Here is a 16755-nt window from a genome sequence, read left to right as displayed (position 1 = left end):
GCCCCACCTAGCTTCTGTCCAAACATCATGAACGGCCTCGACCTCTTTGCGTGGGCCGTTCTGGCCATCCTGCTCGCGGTCATGGTGTCCGTCATTTGGCTGATGGGCTCGCTGCCGGGGCACGTTGCCAAGAGACGCAGCCATCCCTGGGCCGAAGCGGTAACCGTCGCCGGCTGGGTCACGCTGATGTTTGGTTTGGCTCTCTGGCCGCTCGCCCTGATCTGGGCCTATGTCGACGTTCCTGCCGCCCGATCGGAGGAACGCCAGCCATGATGATCGCGCTGATGGGGCTGTATCTTGTCTCACTGTTCACGCTCGTCTGGCTCGGGATCATCCGGTTCAATGGCTTCTGGAAGGTCTCGCCGCTCCTCGTGCTTCTGTTGCTCAACGTTTGTCTCTTCATCCCGATGGGCTGGGGCGCTCCGCAAGGTTCGGTCTTAGTTGTCCGCAACTCCGTTGCCATTGTGCCTGACGTCGCGGGCGAGGTGATCGACGTGCCGGTTTCGGCCAACAAGCCGCTGAAGACCGGCGATATTCTGTTCCGGATTGATCCAACGCCCTACGAAGCGCAGGTGAAGGCGATCGATGCACAACTCAAGCTCGCCATCACGCGGCTCGCCCAGATGACGCAGCTTTTCGAACGTGAATCCGGCCGCGGCTTCGATGTCGAGCAGCGGCAGTCCGAAGTCGATCAGCTCAAGGCGCAGCTGGAAGCCGCGCGTTGGAACCTGCATAAGACGACCGTTCGGGCGCCGGCCGACGGCTACGTGACCAATCTGGCACTGCGCAAAGGAGCGCGGGTTGCGAACTTGCCTCTGTCGCCTGCGATGGCCTTCATTGACACGTCCGACACGCTCATCGGCGTCGAGATCGCGCAGATAGATGCCCGCTATGTCGAACCGGGCCAGGAGGTCGAGGTCACCTTCAAGTTTGCACCGGGCCAAGTTTATTCTGGAAAGGTGGAGAGTGTGCTGCAGGCGATCGCGACTGGGCAGACGCAGACGTCAGGCACGGCCGTGATGCCTAAAGCGATTGAGACCGCCCCGTTCGTGGTTCGCGTCAAGCTCGACGATGCAGCTCTTGCTCAGTATTTGCCAGCTGGAAGCACGGGACAGGCTGCGATTTACACCACGCATGTTCGGGCTTCTCACTTCATCAGGCGGGTGTTGTTGCGGCAAGTCGCAATCCTAAACTACGTAAGTCCGTTCTAGACAGGGGACATGTCATGAAAGGTAGAGCGACTCCCTATGGCGCACTGGTATCGCTTGGCATCGCGACGGCCGCTTGTCCGACGCAAGCATTGGCCGACGCCGGTGGCGTGGGGTTCTGGCTGCCAGGCATCTTCGGAAGCCTCGCGGCTGCGCCGACCGTCCCGGGCTGGTCGTACGCCTCCATCTATCTGCATCTCCAAGCCAAGGCCGGAGGTACGCAGAACTTCGTCACCAGCGGAGGAGCACGTGGCTCAGTCGTCACCGGCCTCAATGCTCACGCTGACGCTCTCGCTCTCGGCATCACCTACACGTCGCCGATGTCTGTCCTCGGCGGTCAGGCCGCTCTATCGATCCTTACCGCTCCCGGCAACGTCGGACTTGGCATCGATGCGTCCCTTACGGGTCCGCTTGGCAATGCCATCTCGGGAGCCAGGACGGATAATCGGACGACGCTCTCCGACGTGTACTATCAGGGTACGCTGAAATGGAACCAGGGCGTCCACAATGGGATGGTCTACATCACCGGGAATATCCCGAGCGGCACTTACGATCCCAACCGGCTCGCCAATCTCAATCTCGGCTTCGTCGCCTACGACGCGGGTGCGGGTTACACCTATCTCGATCCGAAGACGGGGCATGAGTTCTCAATTGTCGGCGGTCTCACGTACAACTTACCGAATCCGTACCTGCAGTATCAGAACGGCATCGACTTCCACGTGGACTGGGCAGCGTCGCAATTCTTGAGCAAGAATTTCCATATCGGAGTGGCCGGATATTTCTATCAGCAGATTACCGACGATAGCGGCCCCGGGGCGAAGCTCGGCGGTTTCAGAGGACGCGCGGTCGGCATCGGTCCGCAGGTCGGGTTCATCATTCCGATTTCCAAGGAATACCAGGGCTATCTGAACGTCAAAGGCTATAAGGACGTCGAGGTCGAAAACCGCGCCAATACCTGGAGTACCTGGGTCACGTTCGCGGTCTCTCCTGCAGCCCCGGAGCCGGCGGCAAAGCCACTCTCGCGGAAGTATTGAGGCTACAGGTACGGGAGGTCTGCTGCGCGTCTACTGCTTCTTATGGCCCGTGGCTGACTTCCCCTCTTGGCCTCGCACGGTCCGCTTCCGAGGGCTGAGCGGAACGCAATTGTGGAGCCGCCGAGGGCAGCCTTTGGCCCTAACCGGACAGTTCAAATGGCATTTCGCAGGTTCTTGCTAGGCTCTCCAGCCCTGCCATTGCAGACAGGCGAACGGGTCGTCTCCAGCGCATGAAGATACTGGCGGCTGAACTCGGCCGCGTCCTCCAACCTGGCCCGGTCAAGTAGCTGCACAGTGTGATTGTGCCATTCAATGAGGCCTTCGCGTCTGAGTTCCTGAAGTGTCCTATTCACATGTACGATTGATAGCCCACATGCATCGGCAACATCCTGTTGTGTAAAGGGCAGATGGAAACTGCCGTTGTCGAGTAGTCCAACGAGCTCTAGCCGGACCGCGAGTTCGCAAAGCAGATGCGCGATTCTTCCCAAGGCTTGCCGCGCGCCAAGGTTTTCAATCCATTCGCGATAAATGGCTGCATGTATCAACGTCTCGCGCCAGAATGCGTGCGTAAGTCCCGGAGATCCGCTCATCAGTTCCCTGAGATGAGCATGAGACACAGAAGCTACAGTCGAACTGCCTACGCTGCAGAGCTCATGGTCCATGACGGGCAGGTGTAACGTGTGAAGATCCGGCATATCGCCAGCGATATAGAATGATGAGATTTGGTTGCGGGCGGAGATCACCCTCTGGCGAGACACAAACCCACTGACCACAACAATCGAGCTCGTGGGGCTGTCGCCTTCGCGCACAAGATATTCGCCGTCATTCAACGTCTTGAGCTTGTACGGCATGCGTGCGAGCTTGGCCTGATCCTGCTCAGATAGTCCAGCGACCGCCTGCAAACGCGCGATCAGCCTGCGATGTGGCATGATACGTCATCCCTCCATGGCCCAAGACTGCCACCGGCCGCCAACCGGCTAAAGCGTACTCGGTTGTTCGCCTAGCAAGTGCCGGTGCTGGTCTTTGACGGTTTCGTAACACTCGCAGGCTCCCTCCCGCAGACCTTCGACATCAATGACTTCGATCTTGCCGCGCGTGTATTTGATCATTCCGGCTTCCTGGAGAGTCCGGGCGACGGTGGTCACGCTCGTCCGTCGGACGCCAAGCATCTCAGCGAGAAACTCCTGCGTAAATGGAAGGTGATCGTTTCCGGACAGGTCGCGGGCTCGCAACAACCATCGGCAAAGGCGAGCATCAATCTCATGATTTGCCATGCAAGCCGTTGATTGCTGCGCTTGCGCAAACAAGGTTTGCTCGTGGCGCATGATCTTTGAAATCAGGGTTTCTGATTGCAGGGCAGCGCCCTTGAATGCAGCGGGATCGCACATCATCGCATCGCCACCTAGTTGGACGATCGCTCTGCTTAACGCGATCTTTCCATCCAATGCCGAAGCCATGCCGATCGCGCCATCCCTGCCGACCATTGCGGCCTCCGTCGTTTCGCCAGTCGCAAGCGTCACGACCAGAGACACCACGGCGCTGAGCGGGAAGTAAACGGAATTGATCGTGTCGCCAGCTTCGTACAACACGGTCTTTTGCTGCAGATGAGTGGCTTTGAGGTGAGGTCGCAAGGCGGCCGTGTCGCTGGCGGACAGAGACGCGAGTATCGCGTTGGCGTGCATGATCATCTTGGCGCTCCCAGTTTCAGGCGGGAGTGCAAGAACTCTCAGTTGCCGACGCCCAGTGTTATGGCCAGCAATAACGCACACTAGCACGGTAGCTGAATCGGTTATGCCCGCTACGCGACTCAGCGGGGCCTTTTTCCGCGATTTCAGCGGCGCTACGTTTCAGCGCTGGTCTGACCCAAGTGCGCAGGCGCATCAAACATACAATGAGCTTCGAAGAACGGTTGGCCGAGGAGGCCAGGAGGTTCAAGGAGGCAGCCGAAAAGGAGCTGCCCGGCAGCCATGTCCGCAAATTGCTTTTGCGCCGGGCACGCCAAGCCGAGACAGCCTCGCACATAAACGATTGGCTCACCTCGCCGGGGCTGGTCCAACCAAAGTGAAGTGAGTACCGTTATGTCATAGATGCTGACGGCACATCTTGCAGCGGATCGATTGGTTTGCGCCGATGCTGATGAAGGCTCGCGCGACAGCAAGCTGGGGCAATCGGTAGACGGTCGCGATGTGAGCGAAGGCAATTCAATCCCGGATCGCGACATTCAGCACGAATATAGGGCCGCCCCTGCGCTTCGGGTTGCCCTTGTCACGAACCTGGATGTCTCCTGTTGGCCCGTCGCGTTATATCGCTCCGATGCGGAATTTGATCGCTACGGGGACATAGCGGACTCTCGCGAGCGATCGGCTCGGCCGATTTAGGGTTCACGGCTTAGACGGCCGGCTGACGTCCTCGACGCGTCCAGCCCTCCCGCTCAGCGAAGACCCGGCTCACCTCCGTCATGTGCTCCGTGCCCCACGCACAGAGCGGCACGAGCGCCTCGGCCAGGCTGCGGCCCAAAGGCGTGAGGCTGTAGTCCACCCGCGGAGGCACCTCCTTGTAATCGGTCCGCTTCACGAGGCCATCGGCCTCCAATTCCTTGAGCTGCTGGATCAGCATCTTGTCACTGACATCGCGCACGGCGCGCCGAAGCTCGCCGTAGCGGGTCGGACCGTCCTGAGCGACGAAGTAGAGGATGAGCGGCTTCCACTTGCCGGCGATGACCCGCAAGGTTGCGTCCAGGCCACACGTGAAGCCAGGCAAAGTCGGCGTGCAACTCTGGGCTGGCGACGAAGTGGGCGCCGGCGCTGTGGTGGGATCTGAAAGACCTGAGGACATTTTTGGAGTACTTACCAAAAGGTGCATACTTGTCGATAGGTGGGTACGCCGCCAGCTCAGTGCAACCTCAGTGAAGGAGCACATCATGAGCAGACTACAAGGCAAGACGGCGGTGGTGACGGGCGGCGGAACGGGCATCGGATTTGGAGCGGCCAAACGGTTCGTCGACGAAGGTGCATTCGTCTACATCTTCGGGCGGCGGCAGGAGTTACTCGACAGCGCCGTGGCGAAGCTGGGCTCCTCGGCGCGGGCCGTCCGGGGCTCGGTCTCAGATCTGTCCGACCTCGACCGGCTCTACGCGACGGTCAAGGCCGAACGCGGCAGCGTCGACGTCCTGTTCGCCAATGCGGGGACCGGAGCCTTTGCGCCGCTCGGCGAGATCACGCCCGAGCACTACGACCAGATCTTCGACGTCAATGTGAAGGGGACGGTGTTTACCGTTCAGAAAGCGCTGCCGCTGATGAGCAAGGGAGCATCGATCATTCTGACCGGCTCGAGCACTGGCGTGATGGGAACGCCGCAATTCAGCATCTACAGCGCGACCAAGGCCGCGATCCGCAATCTGGCGCGCAGCTGGGCGCTGGATCTGCGCGGCACGGGCATCCGCGTCAACGTGCTGTCGCCGGGGCCAACCAAGACTGAGCTGGCGCTGGAGGTCGTTGGTGAGGAAGCATTCGATGCGCTCGGCAGCTCGACCCCCATCGGGCGCGTGGGCGACCCGGCGGAGACCGGGGCGGTGGCCGCGTTCCTGGCGTCGTCGGACAGCAGCTACATGACCGGCGGCGAGGTCTTCGTCGACGGAGGCCTTGCGCAAGTCTGAGGCCGCCAGCGTCTGAGCGTGAGGGCTTCGTCCGTTGGATCGAAGCCCTCAATTCCCTGCGGCGAAACGCGCCTAAACTAGATTCCCAGCAGCTTGCGCGCGTTGGCCTTCAAGACCTTCGGCCGGATCTCGTCGCGGATGTCGATCTTGGCGAAGTCCGACAGCCAGCGGTCCGGCGTGATCACCGGCCAGTCCGAGCCGAACAGCATCTTGTCCTGCAGGATCGAGTTGATGTAGCGCACGAGGATCGGCGGGAAATATTTCGGCGACCAGCCGGAGAGGTCGATATAGACGTTCGGCTTGTGGGTCGCGACCGACAGCGCCTCCTCCTGCCAGGGAAAGGAGGGGTGGGCGAGGATGATCTTGAGGTCGGGGAAATCGGCCGCGACGTCATCCATGTACATCGGGTTGGAATATTTCAGCCGCATGCCCATGCCGCCGGGCATGCCCGAGCCGACGCCGGTCTGGCCGGTGTGAAACAGCGCGATCGCACCGCCATTGTTGATCTCTTCGTAGAGCGGATAGGCCATGCGGTCGTTGGCGTAGAAGCCCTGCATGGTCGGGTGGAATTTGAAGCCGCGCACGCCGTATTCCTCGATCAGCTTGCGCGCCTCGCGTGCCCCTAACTTGCCCTTGTGCGGATCGATCGAGACGAAGGGGATGAGGACGTCGAGATGCTCGGAGGCCACCTCCAGCATCTCGTAATTGTTGTAGCGGCGGAAGCCGGTCTCGCGCTCGGCGTCGACAGGGAAGATCACGGCGGCGATGTTCTTGGACCGGTAATAGGCCGCAGTCTCCGGCACGGTCGGCGGATGCTTGTTCGGCGACTTGAAGTACTCGGCCATCTGCGCCTGGAAATCGTCGTAGCCATCGTCGGGATGGCAACCGCACGGCTCCTCGGCATGGGTGTGGATGTCGATGGCGACGACATTGTCGATATCAGGCAGCTTCAGCTTCGGCATTAGTTTCCTCCCGACCGGTTGCCAAATTGATTATAGTATATAACGAATTTGGCAAGGCGTTGCCGCAGCCTATCGGCCGAGGGAATCAGGCCGATCCGGGCGCTTCACCTGTGCATGGGGTTGTTTTCCGGAATTTGCTGGCCCGGAACCTGGCGGTTAACATTGACATCACCTCCTGCCATGCCTTAAGAACCGCCCCGTCCCGGGCGGTTGTCCGCCAGCGGGGAAAATCTGATTTTGCCACATTCGCGCGTGCCGAAACGGTAGTGCCGAACACGGCCTTTCGAACGTTCAGGATTCTGTCATGAAGGTCCGTAACTCGTTGAAATCGCTGCGCGGTCGCCATCGCGCCAACCGCCTGGTCCGCCGCAAGGGCCGGGTCTATGTGATCAACAAGGTGCAGCGCCGCTTCAAGGCGCGGCAGGGCTGATCGAGCACAGGGCTGATCTCGCCCGGCCGGACTCCTTCGCGCGCTCCGCAAGACCACGTTCACACGAGTTTGACGCCGCCTTTGCTTTGCAAGGGCGGCTTTGCGCGTTTAGACTTTCACCATGGCAGTGAGATTCCTTTTCGCGCGTACCCTGTGCCTGGCCCTCGTGCTGGGAACCATCGGCCTTGCTCCAGGCGTGGCGCAGCAGATTGAACCGCCTGGCAAGCAGAAGAAGCTTCCCGAAGCGCCGGCCAAGCTGCCGAAGGTCGATCGCGGCAAGAATCTCGATTTCCTGTTCGGCGCGCTGAAGGCGGCCCCGGATGAAGTGAGCGCCAAGCATGTCGAGGCGCGGATCTGGGCGATCTGGCTCCAGACCCCGAGCGACACCGCGGCGCTTCTCATGTCACGCGCCAAGACCGCGGTCGATGCGAAGAAGATCGAGGTCGCGATCAAGCTGCTGGATTCCGTCATCAAGCTCAGGCCCGATTATATCGAGGCCTGGAACCGGCGTGCGACGCTCTATTACATGCAGAACGACTACGGCCGCTCTCTCGCGGATATCCAGCAAGTGCTGATCCGGGAGCCTCGCCATTTCGGCGCGCTCGCCGGTCTCGGCATGATCATGCAGGAGGTCGGCGACGAGAAGCGCGCGCTCGACGCCTATCGCAAGGCGCTTGCGGTCAATCCGCACCTCGAAAAGATCCCCGATCAGGTCAAGGCGCTGACCGAGAAGGTCGAGGGGCGCGACATCTAGCTGAAAAGTTGATCATTTCCCGAGCGATCGAAGCCTGCGCCGATTAACCACATTCGCATGCGCTGCGTTGGAAGGACTATTGCCAGCGCCGCCGCAGGCCTACCTGCATGGCAGGAGCGAAAGCCATGAAGCGTTGGGTAGTCGCAGCTGTATTGCTGCTTGCGTCCGGGACGGTGAGCTTCGCCGACGGACTGTTCTGGGTGGTCGGTAACCGCGCCACCGGCAAATGCACCATCGTGACCAGCAATCCGGTCATTATCGGCGACATCTGGTTCGGCGACGGTCCCTACAAATCGAGGGCCGATGCCAAGATTGCCCGCTCGACGATCCGCGTCTGTCCCGCAGTCACGCCCGAGGAGGAAAAGGAGGAGGACGGTACGAACTAGCTCTGCTCAATGCAGGACGCTGCCGCCGCGCTCGGCGAGGCCGCGATCGGCGACTGCGGCATAGGCCTTTGCCAGCTCGGTCTCGAGATGCTCGTTGATCAGGAGCAGCGCCCGCACGGCACCGCGCAGGTCGCCGTTGCAACTCGCGACGATTTCGTCGATCGCAGTGTCGTTCGATCTGAAGCTCATCGAAATTCTCCGGTTCAAACCAGGACAAATCCTGCCGGTCTTTCTCGCATCGCCCGAGGTTGCGAGGAGGATCGGCGCCCACCCGCGCCTAGATGGCGGAACCGACCGTGGCGATTATATGGAAGCCCTGATGACGGTCGCATGAAGCTGTTCCGGGGCTTGTGCGCTCGCCAGAATACCATTGATTTCATTATGTTTTTTCGTCCCGCAATTATGCACATATCCACAGCCCCCTGATTTCGGTGGAAGCATGCCGAGCAGACGGCGAAACTGCCGCCCAATCAGAGCCGTAACTGTCCTGTGCCCTGGATCACCCGGATACTCTCCATGATCGTGATGTCAGTCGTGACGGCGCTGGTCCTGCTGGCGCTCGTCACGCAGGCGGGGATCGTCGCCGTGCAACGCACCTATCCGCCGCAGGGCCGCATGATCGAGGTCGACGGCGCGAGGCTTCATGTCGTCGATATCGGTCCACGCGATTCGGGCCTTCCTATCGTGATGCTGCACGGCGCGAGCTCCAATCTCGAAGCCATGCGGCGGCCGCTCGGCGATATCCTTGCCGGTGATCGACGCGTGATTCTGATCGACCGCCCCGGCCATGGCTGGAGCACGCGCGGGCGGCGCCAGGACTCGACGCCGCAAATCCAGGCGCGAATGATCGACGAGGCGCTTCACAAGCTCGGGATCGATCGCGCGGTCTTCGTCGTGCATTCCTGGAGCGGCGCCCTCGGCGCGCGGATCGCGCTCGATCATTCGCACCGCGTTGCCGGTCTCGTGATGCTCGCGCCCGTCACTCATCCCTGGCGCGGCGGTGTCGGCCGCTACAACGAGATCATCGCAACGCCCGTGATCGGTCCGCTGCTCGCCTACACGATCACGTTGCCGCTCGGCTACGCCCTCGCTGAAGCCGGCGCTCGCAACGTCTTCCTGCCGCAGATCATGCCGGACGGCTTCGTCAAGGACTCTGCGACGCCGCTGCTGCTGCGTCCGCGCGAGTTCATCGCCAACGCCCATGATCTGGTGACGCTGAAGGAAGCGGTGGCCGCACAAGTCGCGCGCTATGGAGAGATATCGGTGCCGGTGACGATCATCGCCGGCGAGCCCGACAAGACCGTGAAGACCGACATCCACGCACGCCCTTTTGCCGCGACCGTGCGGAATGCGAAGCTGATCGTGCTGCCCGACCTCGGCCACATGGTGCAGAACGCCGTGCCGGATCTCGTGAAGTCGGAGATCGAGACGATGATCGGGAGGATAGTCCCGGCGCAGGCGGCCGCCGACTAGAGCGTTTTTCGAGCCAAGTGGATGGCGGTTCGCGCGAAGAAAACGCGTCGAAGCAAAAAGCTACAGCTTCGGTTTGATTCAATCAGAACCGAAGCTGTAGCGGCCGCCTTTTGCGCGCCTACTGCTTGATCTTCCCGTCCTTGTCGTATTGGGCGAGGAAGGCCCAGAGATTGTTGATTTCGGTCTCGTTCTTGATGCCGGCGAACGCCATCTTGGTGCCGGGGATCTTGGCCTTGGGATCCTTGATGTATTCCTTGAACGTGGCCTCGTCCCAGGTGATGCCGGAATTCTTGTTCGCATCCGAATAATTGTAGCCATCAGCGGTGCCCGACTTGCGGCCGTTGAGGCCATTGAGCTCGGGGCCGACCTTGTTCTTGGCACCTTCGCCGATCGCGTGGCAGGCCAGGCACTTGTTGAACGATGTCTTGCCGGCGGCAACATCCTGCGCCATCGCGGCGGGTGCGGTGGCAATCACGGTGAGGATCGTCAGTGCGCCAAAAGTCAGTTTTGTCATCGGGTGCTCTTCGTCTCTTCCCTGGTGGGTCTGGTCGGTCTCTTGCCTGTTCGACAATCGCCGGCCCGCCGCTTTTGGCAGGCCTGCTCGGCTTGGACAAGCCGGCAAACCATGACAGGTTTCACGATTTCCTACTTGTCCCAGAGCGAACTCGCGGAACATCTTCGATCCGACTTTCGGATGGCCTATCCAAACACACGCGGACGTGGTTGATTTGCCGTGACAAATTTGATCGTGGGCTTTGAGCCGGAAGGATATGTCATGGCCATCATGATGCCTGCGAGCGACCAGGCGGTGCTCGCGCGCCGCGCGGAGATCATTGCTGCGTTGCGCGCAATCGTGCCTGGCGAGGGCGTGATCGACAGTGCAGCCGAGATGCGCGCCTACGAATCCGACGGGCTGACGGCCTACCGACAGCCGCCGATGGTCGTGGTGTTGCCGGATACGACCGAGCAGGTCTCGCTGATCCTGAGATATTGTGCTGCGCAGGGCATCAAGGTGGTGCCGCGCGGGTCCGGCACGTCGCTGTCCGGCGGCGCGCTGCCGCTGGAAGACGGCGTGCTGCTCGGGCTCGGCAAGTTCAAGCGCATCCGGGAGATCGATTTCGACAACCGCGTCGTCGTCACCGAGCCCGGCGTCACCAATCTGGCGATCAGCCAGGCGGTCGCGCATGCCGGCTTCTATTACGCGCCCGATCCGTCCTCGCAGATCGCCTGCTCGATCGGCGGCAACGTCGCGGAGAATTCCGGCGGCGTGCATTGCCTCAAATACGGCATGACCACCAACAACGTGCTGGGTTGCGAGATCGTCCTGATGAGCGGCGAGATATTGCGCATCGGCGGCAAGTCGGCCGAGACCGCCGGTTACGATCTGATGGGCGTCATCACCGGTTCCGAGGGCCTGCTCGGCGTCATCACCGAGATCACGGTGCGCATCCTGCAAAAGCCGGAGACGGCACGCGCGCTCATGGTCGGTTTTGCCGAGGTCGAGGCGGCCGGCGAATGCGTCGCGCGCATCATCGGCGCCGGCATCATTCCCGGCGGCATGGAGATGATGGACAAGCCGGCGATCCACGCCGCCGAGGCTTTCGTTCATGCCGGTTATCCGCTCGACGTCGAAGCGCTGCTGATCATCGAGCTCGACGGTCCCAAGATCGAGGTCGACGAGCTGATCACGCGCGTCGAGACCATCGCCAATGCCTGCGGCTCGACCACCTGCCAGATTTCGACCTCGGAGACCGAGCGCAACCTGTTCTGGGCCGGCCGCAAGGCCGCATTTCCGGCCGTGGGCCGCATCTCGCCCGACTATCTCTGCATGGACGGCACGATTCCCCGCGGCGCACTGCCGAAGGCGCTCGCCCGCATCCGCGAGCTCTCGGAAAAATATCAGCTCGGCTGCGCCAACGTGTTCCACGCCGGCGACGGCAATCTGCATCCGCTGATCCTCTACGATGCCAACAAGCCCGGCGAGATCGAGCGTGCCGAAGCCTTCGGCGCCGACATCCTGCGGGCCTGCGTCGAGTTCGGCGGCGTGCTCACCGGCGAGCACGGCGTCGGCATTGAAAAGCGCGATCTGATGCCCGAGATGTTTTCCGAGATCGACCTCAACCAGCAGCAGCGGCTGAAATGCGCCTTCGATGCGCAGGGCCTGCTCAATCCCGGAAAGGTGTTCCCGACACTGCACCGCTGCGCCGAGCTCGGCCGCATGCACGTCCATGCGGGCAAGCTGGCGTTCCCGGATTTGCCGCGGTTCTAGGTCCGCGACGAACGAATTGCTTTCCCTTGGAAACTTCGATACCGGCTCAATCGTGGATACGCTCAAGGTCAGAGACGCCAAAGACGTCGAAGAGGTGGTACGCGCGGCGATTGCCAATGAGCAGCCGCTCGAGGTCATCGGTCATGGCAGTAAGCGCGGCATCGGACATGCGATGGCAACCAATGCGGTGCTCGACGTTTCCGCGCTGAATGCCGTCACCTCCTACGAGCCGAACGAGCTGATCGTCACGCTCCAGGCCGGCGCACCCCTCGCCGACGTGCTGTCGCTGATCGATGCCAAGAACCAGCAATTCGCCTTCGAGCCGATGAACACCGCCCCGCTGCTCGGCACCCCCGCGCTCGGGACCATCGGCGGCATGATCGCGTCCGGCCTGGCCGGCCCGCGCCGCATCAGGGCGGGCGGGGCGCGCGATCACCTGCTCGGGGCGCACGCTGTTTCCGGCTTCGGCGACAGCTTCAAGACCGGCGGCAAGGTCGTGAAGAACGTCACCGGCTACGACCTCTGCAAGCTTCTCGCGGGGTCCTGGGGCACGCTCTCGGTGATGACCGAGGTCACGCTGAAGGTGATGCCGAAGCCGGAAGCCGAGCGGACGCTGCTGCTGCGCGGGCTCGACGAAGCCGCGGCCAACAAGGCGATGACCGCGGCGCTTGGCTCGCCCTTCGACGTCTCCGGCGCGGCGCATCTGCCCAATTCGGCGTTCCGGGCCAAGGCCGACGGACTCGACGATATCGCGGGCGGGGGTGAGGCGCTGACCGTGCTGCGGCTCGAGGGCATCACCGCGTCCGCGGCACACCGCGCCGGCTCGCTGCGGGAGTTGCTTGCGCCGTTCGGAACCGCGACGCTGGTCGAGGATGCGGCCTCCGCAGCGCTGTGGGCCACGATCCGCGACGTGCTGCCGTTTGCGGCCAGCGGCGCGCTCGGCGCCTGGCCGGTCTGGCGGATCGTCTGCCCGCCGGCTTCAGGTGCGGCACTCGGGACCCAATTGGTGCGCGATACCGGGGGCGATGTGATCTACGACTGGGGCGGCGGATTGATCTGGGCGGCGCTACCCCCAGGGCCGGATGCGCATGCGCCGGCCGTGCGCCAGCGCAGCGAGGCGTTCGGTGGGCACGCCACGCTGATCCGGGCGGCCGAGGACGTCAGGCGCGATGTCGATGTATTCCATCCGCAAGCGCCGGGCGTGGCTGCGCTGAGCGAGCGGGTGCGCGCCAGCTTCGATCCGAAGGCCATTCTCAACCGGGGACGCCTGAGGCGGGGCGCTTGCTGAATGAAGACCGAATTTTCACTGGCGCAGCTCGCCGACCCCGACATCGCCGAGGCCGACAAGATCCTGCGCGCCTGCGTCCATTGCGGCTTCTGCACCGCGACCTGTCCGACCTATGTGCTGCTTGGCGACGAGCTCGATAGCCCGCGCGGCCGCATCTACCTGATCAAGGAGATGCTGGAGAAGGATCAGGCGCCGACGGCCGAGGTGGTCAAGCATATCGACCGCTGCCTGTCGTGCCTTGCCTGCATGACGACCTGCCCTTCGGGGGTGAACTACATGCACCTCGTCGACCAGGCCCGGGTCCGGATCGAGCAGCGTTATCAGCGGCCGCTGACCGAGCGGATGCTGCGCCAGGTGCTGGCCTTCGTCCTGCCGGACCCCCGGCGCTTTCGCGTCAGCATGCGGCTGGCGCGGCTGGCCCGTCCGCTGAGCGTCTTGCTGCCAACGCCGCGGCCTTCGGCGACGCCCGGATTGATCCAGCGGATCAAGGCGATGCTGGCGCTGGCCCCCAACCGGCTGCCGCCGGCAGGGCCTGCCTCGGGCAGTGTATTCGCGGCGCTCGGCAAGAAGCGAGGACGTGTGGCGCTGCTTCAGGGCTGCGCCCAGCAGGTGCTGGCGCCGCGCATCAACCAGGCTGCCATCAGTCTCCTGACCCGCCACGGCATCGAGGTTGTCCTGGTCCGCGACGAGCAGTGCTGTGGTGCGCTGACCCATCACCTCGGCGACGATCAGGATGCGCTGGCGCGAGCTCGCGCCAACGTCGCGGCATGGCGGAAGGAAGCGGCGGGCGAGGGGCTCGATGCCATCCTGGTGACGACGTCCGGCTGCGGCACCGTGATCAAGGATTACGGCTATCTCCTGCGCGAGGACACCGCGTTCGCGGCCGATGCGGCGAAGGTGTCGGCGCTCGCCAAGGACATCACCGAGTACGTCGCCGGCCTCGGTCTCGCGACGGCTCCGAGACAAGACAACATCGTCGTCGCCTATCACTCAGCGTGTTCGTTGCAGCACGGGCAGAAAATCACGGCCCTTCCGAAAGAATTGCTTTCCAAGAACGGATTCGTGGTGAAAGATGTGCCCGAGAGCCATTTGTGTTGCGGTTCGGCGGGCACCTACAACATTCTCCAGCCCGAGCTTGCGGGCCGGTTGCGCGATCGCAAGGTCGCCAACATCGCCAGCGTCAAGCCGGACATGATTGCCGCGGGCAATATCGGCTGCATGGTGCAGATTGCCAGTGGCACGTCAGTCCCGGTCGTACACACGATTGAGCTTCTCGATTGGGCTACGGGCGGGTCGCGGCCGACATTGAACGCGCAAGTTTGAGCTTTCAAGGCTGAGCTTTCGTCCGGAGGTGGCGGCACAACGACGCCCGATCGACCATTGTTCGGCGCAACAGGAGGACCACGATGGCGAAAGCGAAGAAGAAGAAAAGCAAGAAGGCCAAAAAGGCGAAGAAGGCCGTAGCAGCGAAGAAGACCGCAAAGAAGGCAGCCAAGAAATTCACGAAGAGGCCTGCCAAGAAGGCTGCGAAGAAAGCCGCGAAGAAATCTGCCAAGAAGGCTGCGGCAAAGTCGGCCAAAAAGGCCGCCCCCAAGAAGGCCGCCAAGAAAGCCGCAAAGAAAGCCGCCAGGAAAGCGGCACCGAAGAAGGCGAAGGCAGCACCTGCTCCGAAGCCGTCAGCACCGATGGAGGCTCCGGCTTCCGAGCCTGCCGAGACAAGCTGGGCGATGCCTTCGTCTTCTGCGGAATCGGCGCCGGCCGAGGGACAGGGATAGGGACCCGGCCTCTCATCCGCTCTTGGATGGATATGGAAACAGAAGGGCCGCAGCACTGGAGGCTGCGGCCTTTTCGCATCATCGCAAGCCGATTTGCTCGCCGCCATCTCCGGCGCCAGTCTGATTCGTAGCCTGGGTGTCACGCTGCTCGGCGATCCCCGGACTTACACGGGACTCTGCGCAGTTTGGAATGCAAATAATGTGATCAAGAAGCAACACAGGCCGACAACCTTTCGTTAAACCGTCAAAACGCCTAAAAAGTCGGCAGATGCCCGCGCTTTTTGCTTCACGGTTCGCGTCCCCCGATCCAGATTGTCGCAGTAACGCGATTGTGCAGACACATCGTTTGCCCCGGGGGGCTTCCGGGTCCGACTGGTAAGAATTGGTGATGGGGATCGAAATGAAAAAAGTGGCTTTGTTGGCAACGGCGCTGGCAATGGTGACGACGGGTTCGGCTTTTGCGGCAGACTTGCGGGTGAAGGCGCTGAAGGCTCCCCCGCCGCCGGCCTTCGATCCCTGGGATATCGCTTTCGGCGCCGGCATCATGAGCGATTACATCTTCCGCGGTATTACCCAGTCGAACCACAACCCGTCGGTCACGGCCTATTTCGAGCCGCGCTACAACGTCAACAAGGACCTCCAGCTCTATATCGGTACGGCTGCCGCGAGCATCTCGTTCCCGAACCGCGCCGCGGCGGAAGTCGACATCTACGGCGGTATCCGCCCGACCTTCGGCATGTTCGCCTTCGATTTCGGTGTCTGGGGCTACCTCTATCCGGGCGGAAGCTGCTTCGGTTCGCAGGGTACCCTCGCGCAGGGCAATTGCGGTACCACCCTGGATAATTCCCAGGGCGCGATCGGCCTGCCGATCAACGGCAACTTCGCCAAGAAGGACGCAAGCTTCTTCGAAGCCTATGCCAAGCTGAACATCGCCATCAATGACCAGTGGACGGTCGGCTTCAACGAGTACTATTCGCCGAACTTCCTGAACCTCGGCGCCTGGGGCAACTACGCCTCGGTCACGGCCAAGTGGACTGCGCCGAGCACGACCTTCGGCGCCAGTGGTGTCGGCATGTATGTGTCGGGTGAGTTCGGCCGCCAGTGGCTCGGCACCTCCGACATCTTCTACGGCATCGCAGGCGATCCGGTGTACGCGAACGGCATCAAGGAGCCGAGCTACAACACCTGGAACGTCGGTGTCGGCTTCACCTACAAGGTGCTCACGCTCGACCTGCGCTACTATGACACCGATCTGTCGAAGGGCGACTGCAACGCCTTCACCAGCGACTTCTCCGCGACCAGTTCGAGCCCCGGCTTCGTCACCCCAATCAACGGTGGCGCGAACGCAGCCACGGCTTTCGGCTCAAACTGGTGTAGCGCTGCTGGCGTCGCCAAGCTCTCTGTCGACCTGACGGCGATGACCAACCTGAAGTAAGCTTCGTCTCGATCGGATTAGCGAGGGCGGCAGGGCAACCTGCCGCCCTTTTGCTTTTTGGCCACGGCGAGAGTGTGTGGAAGCGG

The 16755-nt window shown here is 62.2% G+C and carries 19 protein-coding genes; 13 read left to right on the top strand and 6 right to left on the bottom strand.

The genetic code is table 11. The annotated features are described in order from the left end of the window. Positions 1-27: 27 nt before the first annotated feature. From ACYCVF_RS21700 to ACYCVF_RS21690, 3 genes are read left to right on the top strand one after another with little or no spacing between them, the layout of a single operon-like run. Complete coding sequence (locus ACYCVF_RS21700; protein WP_459600093.1) at positions 28-273, top strand: DUF3302 domain-containing protein; 246 nt, start codon at positions 28-30, stop codon at positions 271-273. Continuing rightward, entirely contained in the window at positions 270-1211 is a 942-nt protein-coding gene (locus ACYCVF_RS21695) for an HlyD family secretion protein (protein WP_459600091.1), read from the top strand. The genes ACYCVF_RS21700 and ACYCVF_RS21695 overlap by 4 nt, the downstream gene beginning before the upstream one ends. A gap of 14 nt (positions 1212-1225) precedes the next feature. Then, on the top strand, positions 1226-2242 hold the full coding sequence (locus ACYCVF_RS21690; protein WP_459606611.1) for a SphA family protein: 1017 nt from the start codon (positions 1226-1228) through the stop codon (positions 2240-2242). 152 nt (positions 2243-2394) lie between these two features. On the opposite strand, the gene ACYCVF_RS21685 is transcribed toward ACYCVF_RS21690, so the two are convergent. The 3 genes from ACYCVF_RS21685 to ACYCVF_RS21675 all read right to left on the bottom strand — a co-directional run bounded on the left by ACYCVF_RS21685 (position 2395) and on the right by ACYCVF_RS21675 (position 4969). Continuing rightward, positions 2395-3171 (bottom strand): Crp/Fnr family transcriptional regulator, encoded by a 777-nt coding sequence (locus tag ACYCVF_RS21685; RefSeq protein ID WP_459600087.1) that lies wholly within the window; start codon positions 3169-3171, stop codon positions 2395-2397. Positions 3172-3219: 48 nt separating this feature from the next. Then, positions 3220-3930 (bottom strand): Crp/Fnr family transcriptional regulator, encoded by a 711-nt coding sequence (locus ACYCVF_RS21680; RefSeq protein WP_459600085.1) that lies wholly within the window; start codon positions 3928-3930, stop codon positions 3220-3222. Between the two features lie 700 nt (positions 3931-4630). After that, positions 4631-4969 carry a winged helix-turn-helix transcriptional regulator gene (locus tag ACYCVF_RS21675; RefSeq protein WP_459600083.1) on the bottom strand — a complete coding sequence of 113 codons (339 nt, stop codon included), beginning with the start codon at positions 4967-4969 and terminating at the stop codon, positions 4631-4633. Positions 4970-5162: 193 nt separating this feature from the next. On the opposite strand from ACYCVF_RS21675, the gene ACYCVF_RS21670 reads away from it, so the two are divergent. Next, the gene (locus tag ACYCVF_RS21670) at positions 5163-5897 is read left to right on the top strand and encodes an SDR family NAD(P)-dependent oxidoreductase (RefSeq protein ID WP_459600855.1); all 735 of its coding nucleotides are present in this window, start codon (positions 5163-5165) and stop codon (positions 5895-5897) included. Positions 5898-5974: 77 nt separating this feature from the next. Here the strand turns inward: ACYCVF_RS21670 and ACYCVF_RS21665 are convergent, their stop codons facing one another. Then, positions 5975-6859, bottom strand: coding sequence for an amidohydrolase family protein (locus ACYCVF_RS21665; protein WP_124163064.1), 885 nt, complete (start codon positions 6857-6859; stop codon positions 5975-5977). 304 nt (positions 6860-7163) lie between these two features. Between ACYCVF_RS21665 and ykgO the strand changes: the two genes are divergently transcribed. The 3 genes from ykgO (at position 7164) to ACYCVF_RS21650 (ending at position 8429) form a co-directional block, all read left to right on the top strand. Beyond that, a complete protein-coding gene (gene ykgO, locus ACYCVF_RS21660) occupies positions 7164-7289 on the top strand; it encodes a type B 50S ribosomal protein L36 (protein ID WP_006611362.1) in 126 nt (41 codons plus the stop codon). Positions 7290-7410: 121 nt separating this feature from the next. Then, a complete protein-coding gene (locus ACYCVF_RS21655; protein ID WP_459600080.1) occupies positions 7411-8043 on the top strand; it encodes a tetratricopeptide repeat protein in 633 nt (210 codons plus the stop codon). 125 nt (positions 8044-8168) lie between these two features. Beyond that, positions 8169-8429, top strand: a complete 261-nt coding sequence (locus ACYCVF_RS21650) for a hypothetical protein (protein ID WP_459600078.1) — start codon at positions 8169-8171, stop codon at positions 8427-8429. A gap of 6 nt (positions 8430-8435) precedes the next feature. Here ACYCVF_RS21650 and ACYCVF_RS21645 read toward each other — a convergent pair whose 3' ends face one another. After that, entirely contained in the window at positions 8436-8618 is a 183-nt protein-coding gene (locus ACYCVF_RS21645) for a hypothetical protein (RefSeq protein WP_459600076.1), read from the bottom strand. 327 nt (positions 8619-8945) lie between these two features. Here ACYCVF_RS21645 and ACYCVF_RS21640 point away from each other — a divergent pair, with 327 nt between their 5' ends. After that, positions 8946-9902, top strand: a complete 957-nt coding sequence (locus ACYCVF_RS21640) for an alpha/beta fold hydrolase (RefSeq protein ID WP_459600074.1) — start codon at positions 8946-8948, stop codon at positions 9900-9902. Positions 9903-10020: 118 nt separating this feature from the next. Here ACYCVF_RS21640 and cycA read toward each other — a convergent pair whose 3' ends face one another. Beyond that, the gene (gene cycA / locus ACYCVF_RS21635; RefSeq protein ID WP_459600072.1) at positions 10021-10416 is read right to left on the bottom strand and encodes a cytochrome c-550 CycA; all 396 of its coding nucleotides are present in this window, start codon (positions 10414-10416) and stop codon (positions 10021-10023) included. 261 nt (positions 10417-10677) lie between these two features. Between cycA and ACYCVF_RS21630 the strand changes: the two genes are divergently transcribed. The 5 genes from ACYCVF_RS21630 (at position 10678) to ACYCVF_RS21610 (ending at position 16669) form a co-directional block, all read left to right on the top strand. Next, a complete protein-coding gene (locus ACYCVF_RS21630; RefSeq protein ID WP_459600070.1) occupies positions 10678-12171 on the top strand; it encodes an FAD-linked oxidase C-terminal domain-containing protein in 1494 nt (497 codons plus the stop codon). A gap of 52 nt (positions 12172-12223) precedes the next feature. After that, entirely contained in the window at positions 12224-13459 is a 1236-nt protein-coding gene (locus ACYCVF_RS21625; RefSeq protein WP_459600068.1) for an FAD-binding protein, read from the top strand. Beyond that, positions 13460-14782: a glycolate oxidase subunit GlcF gene (glcF, locus tag ACYCVF_RS21620; RefSeq protein WP_459600066.1), complete on the top strand. Its 1323-nt coding sequence runs from the start codon at positions 13460-13462 to the stop codon at positions 14780-14782. A gap of 83 nt (positions 14783-14865) precedes the next feature. After that, positions 14866-15234, top strand: coding sequence for a histone (locus ACYCVF_RS21615; RefSeq protein WP_459600064.1), 369 nt, complete (start codon positions 14866-14868; stop codon positions 15232-15234). A gap of 400 nt (positions 15235-15634) precedes the next feature. Beyond that, a complete protein-coding gene (locus tag ACYCVF_RS21610) occupies positions 15635-16669 on the top strand; it encodes a TorF family putative porin (RefSeq protein WP_459600062.1) in 1035 nt (344 codons plus the stop codon). Positions 16670-16755: the final 86 nt, after the last annotated feature.

It is taken from the genome of Bradyrhizobium cedriense, assembly GCF_054602315.1.
This window is presented reverse-complemented; position numbering and strand designations above follow the sequence as displayed.

Bases quoted from the DNA above. Each gene is read 5' to 3' on its own strand.
- ACYCVF_RS21700 (WP_459600093.1), top strand. From the start codon at position 28: ATGAACGGCCTCGACCTCTTTGCGTGGGCCGTTCTGGCCATCCTGCTC.
- ACYCVF_RS21695 (WP_459600091.1), top strand. From the start codon at position 270: ATGATGATCGCGCTGATGGGGCTGTATCTTGTCTCACTGTTCACGCTC.
- ACYCVF_RS21690 (WP_459606611.1), top strand. From the start codon at position 1,226: ATGAAAGGTAGAGCGACTCCCTATGGCGCACTGGTATCGCTTGGCATC.
- ACYCVF_RS21685 (WP_459600087.1), bottom strand. From the start codon at position 3,171: ATGCCACATCGCAGGCTGATCGCGCGTTTGCAGGCGGTCGCTGGACTA.
- ACYCVF_RS21680 (WP_459600085.1), bottom strand. From the start codon at position 3,930: ATGATCATGCACGCCAACGCGATACTCGCGTCTCTGTCCGCCAGCGAC.
- ACYCVF_RS21670 (WP_459600855.1), top strand. From the start codon at position 5,163: ATGAGCAGACTACAAGGCAAGACGGCGGTGGTGACGGGCGGCGGAACG.
- ACYCVF_RS21665 (WP_124163064.1), bottom strand. From the start codon at position 6,859: ATGCCGAAGCTGAAGCTGCCTGATATCGACAATGTCGTCGCCATCGAC.
- ykgO (WP_006611362.1), top strand. From the start codon at position 7,164: ATGAAGGTCCGTAACTCGTTGAAATCGCTGCGCGGTCGCCATCGCGCC.
- ACYCVF_RS21655 (WP_459600080.1), top strand. From the start codon at position 7,411: ATGGCAGTGAGATTCCTTTTCGCGCGTACCCTGTGCCTGGCCCTCGTG.
- ACYCVF_RS21650 (WP_459600078.1), top strand. From the start codon at position 8,169: ATGAAGCGTTGGGTAGTCGCAGCTGTATTGCTGCTTGCGTCCGGGACG.
- ACYCVF_RS21645 (WP_459600076.1), bottom strand. From the start codon at position 8,618: ATGAGCTTCAGATCGAACGACACTGCGATCGACGAAATCGTCGCGAGT.
- ACYCVF_RS21640 (WP_459600074.1), top strand. From the start codon at position 8,946: ATGATCGTGATGTCAGTCGTGACGGCGCTGGTCCTGCTGGCGCTCGTC.
- cycA (WP_459600072.1), bottom strand. From the start codon at position 10,416: ATGACAAAACTGACTTTTGGCGCACTGACGATCCTCACCGTGATTGCC.
- ACYCVF_RS21630 (WP_459600070.1), top strand. From the start codon at position 10,678: ATGGCCATCATGATGCCTGCGAGCGACCAGGCGGTGCTCGCGCGCCGC.
- glcF (WP_459600066.1), top strand. From the start codon at position 13,460: ATGAAGACCGAATTTTCACTGGCGCAGCTCGCCGACCCCGACATCGCC.
- ACYCVF_RS21615 (WP_459600064.1), top strand. From the start codon at position 14,866: ATGGCGAAAGCGAAGAAGAAGAAAAGCAAGAAGGCCAAAAAGGCGAAG.
- ACYCVF_RS21610 (WP_459600062.1), top strand. From the start codon at position 15,635: ATGAAAAAAGTGGCTTTGTTGGCAACGGCGCTGGCAATGGTGACGACG.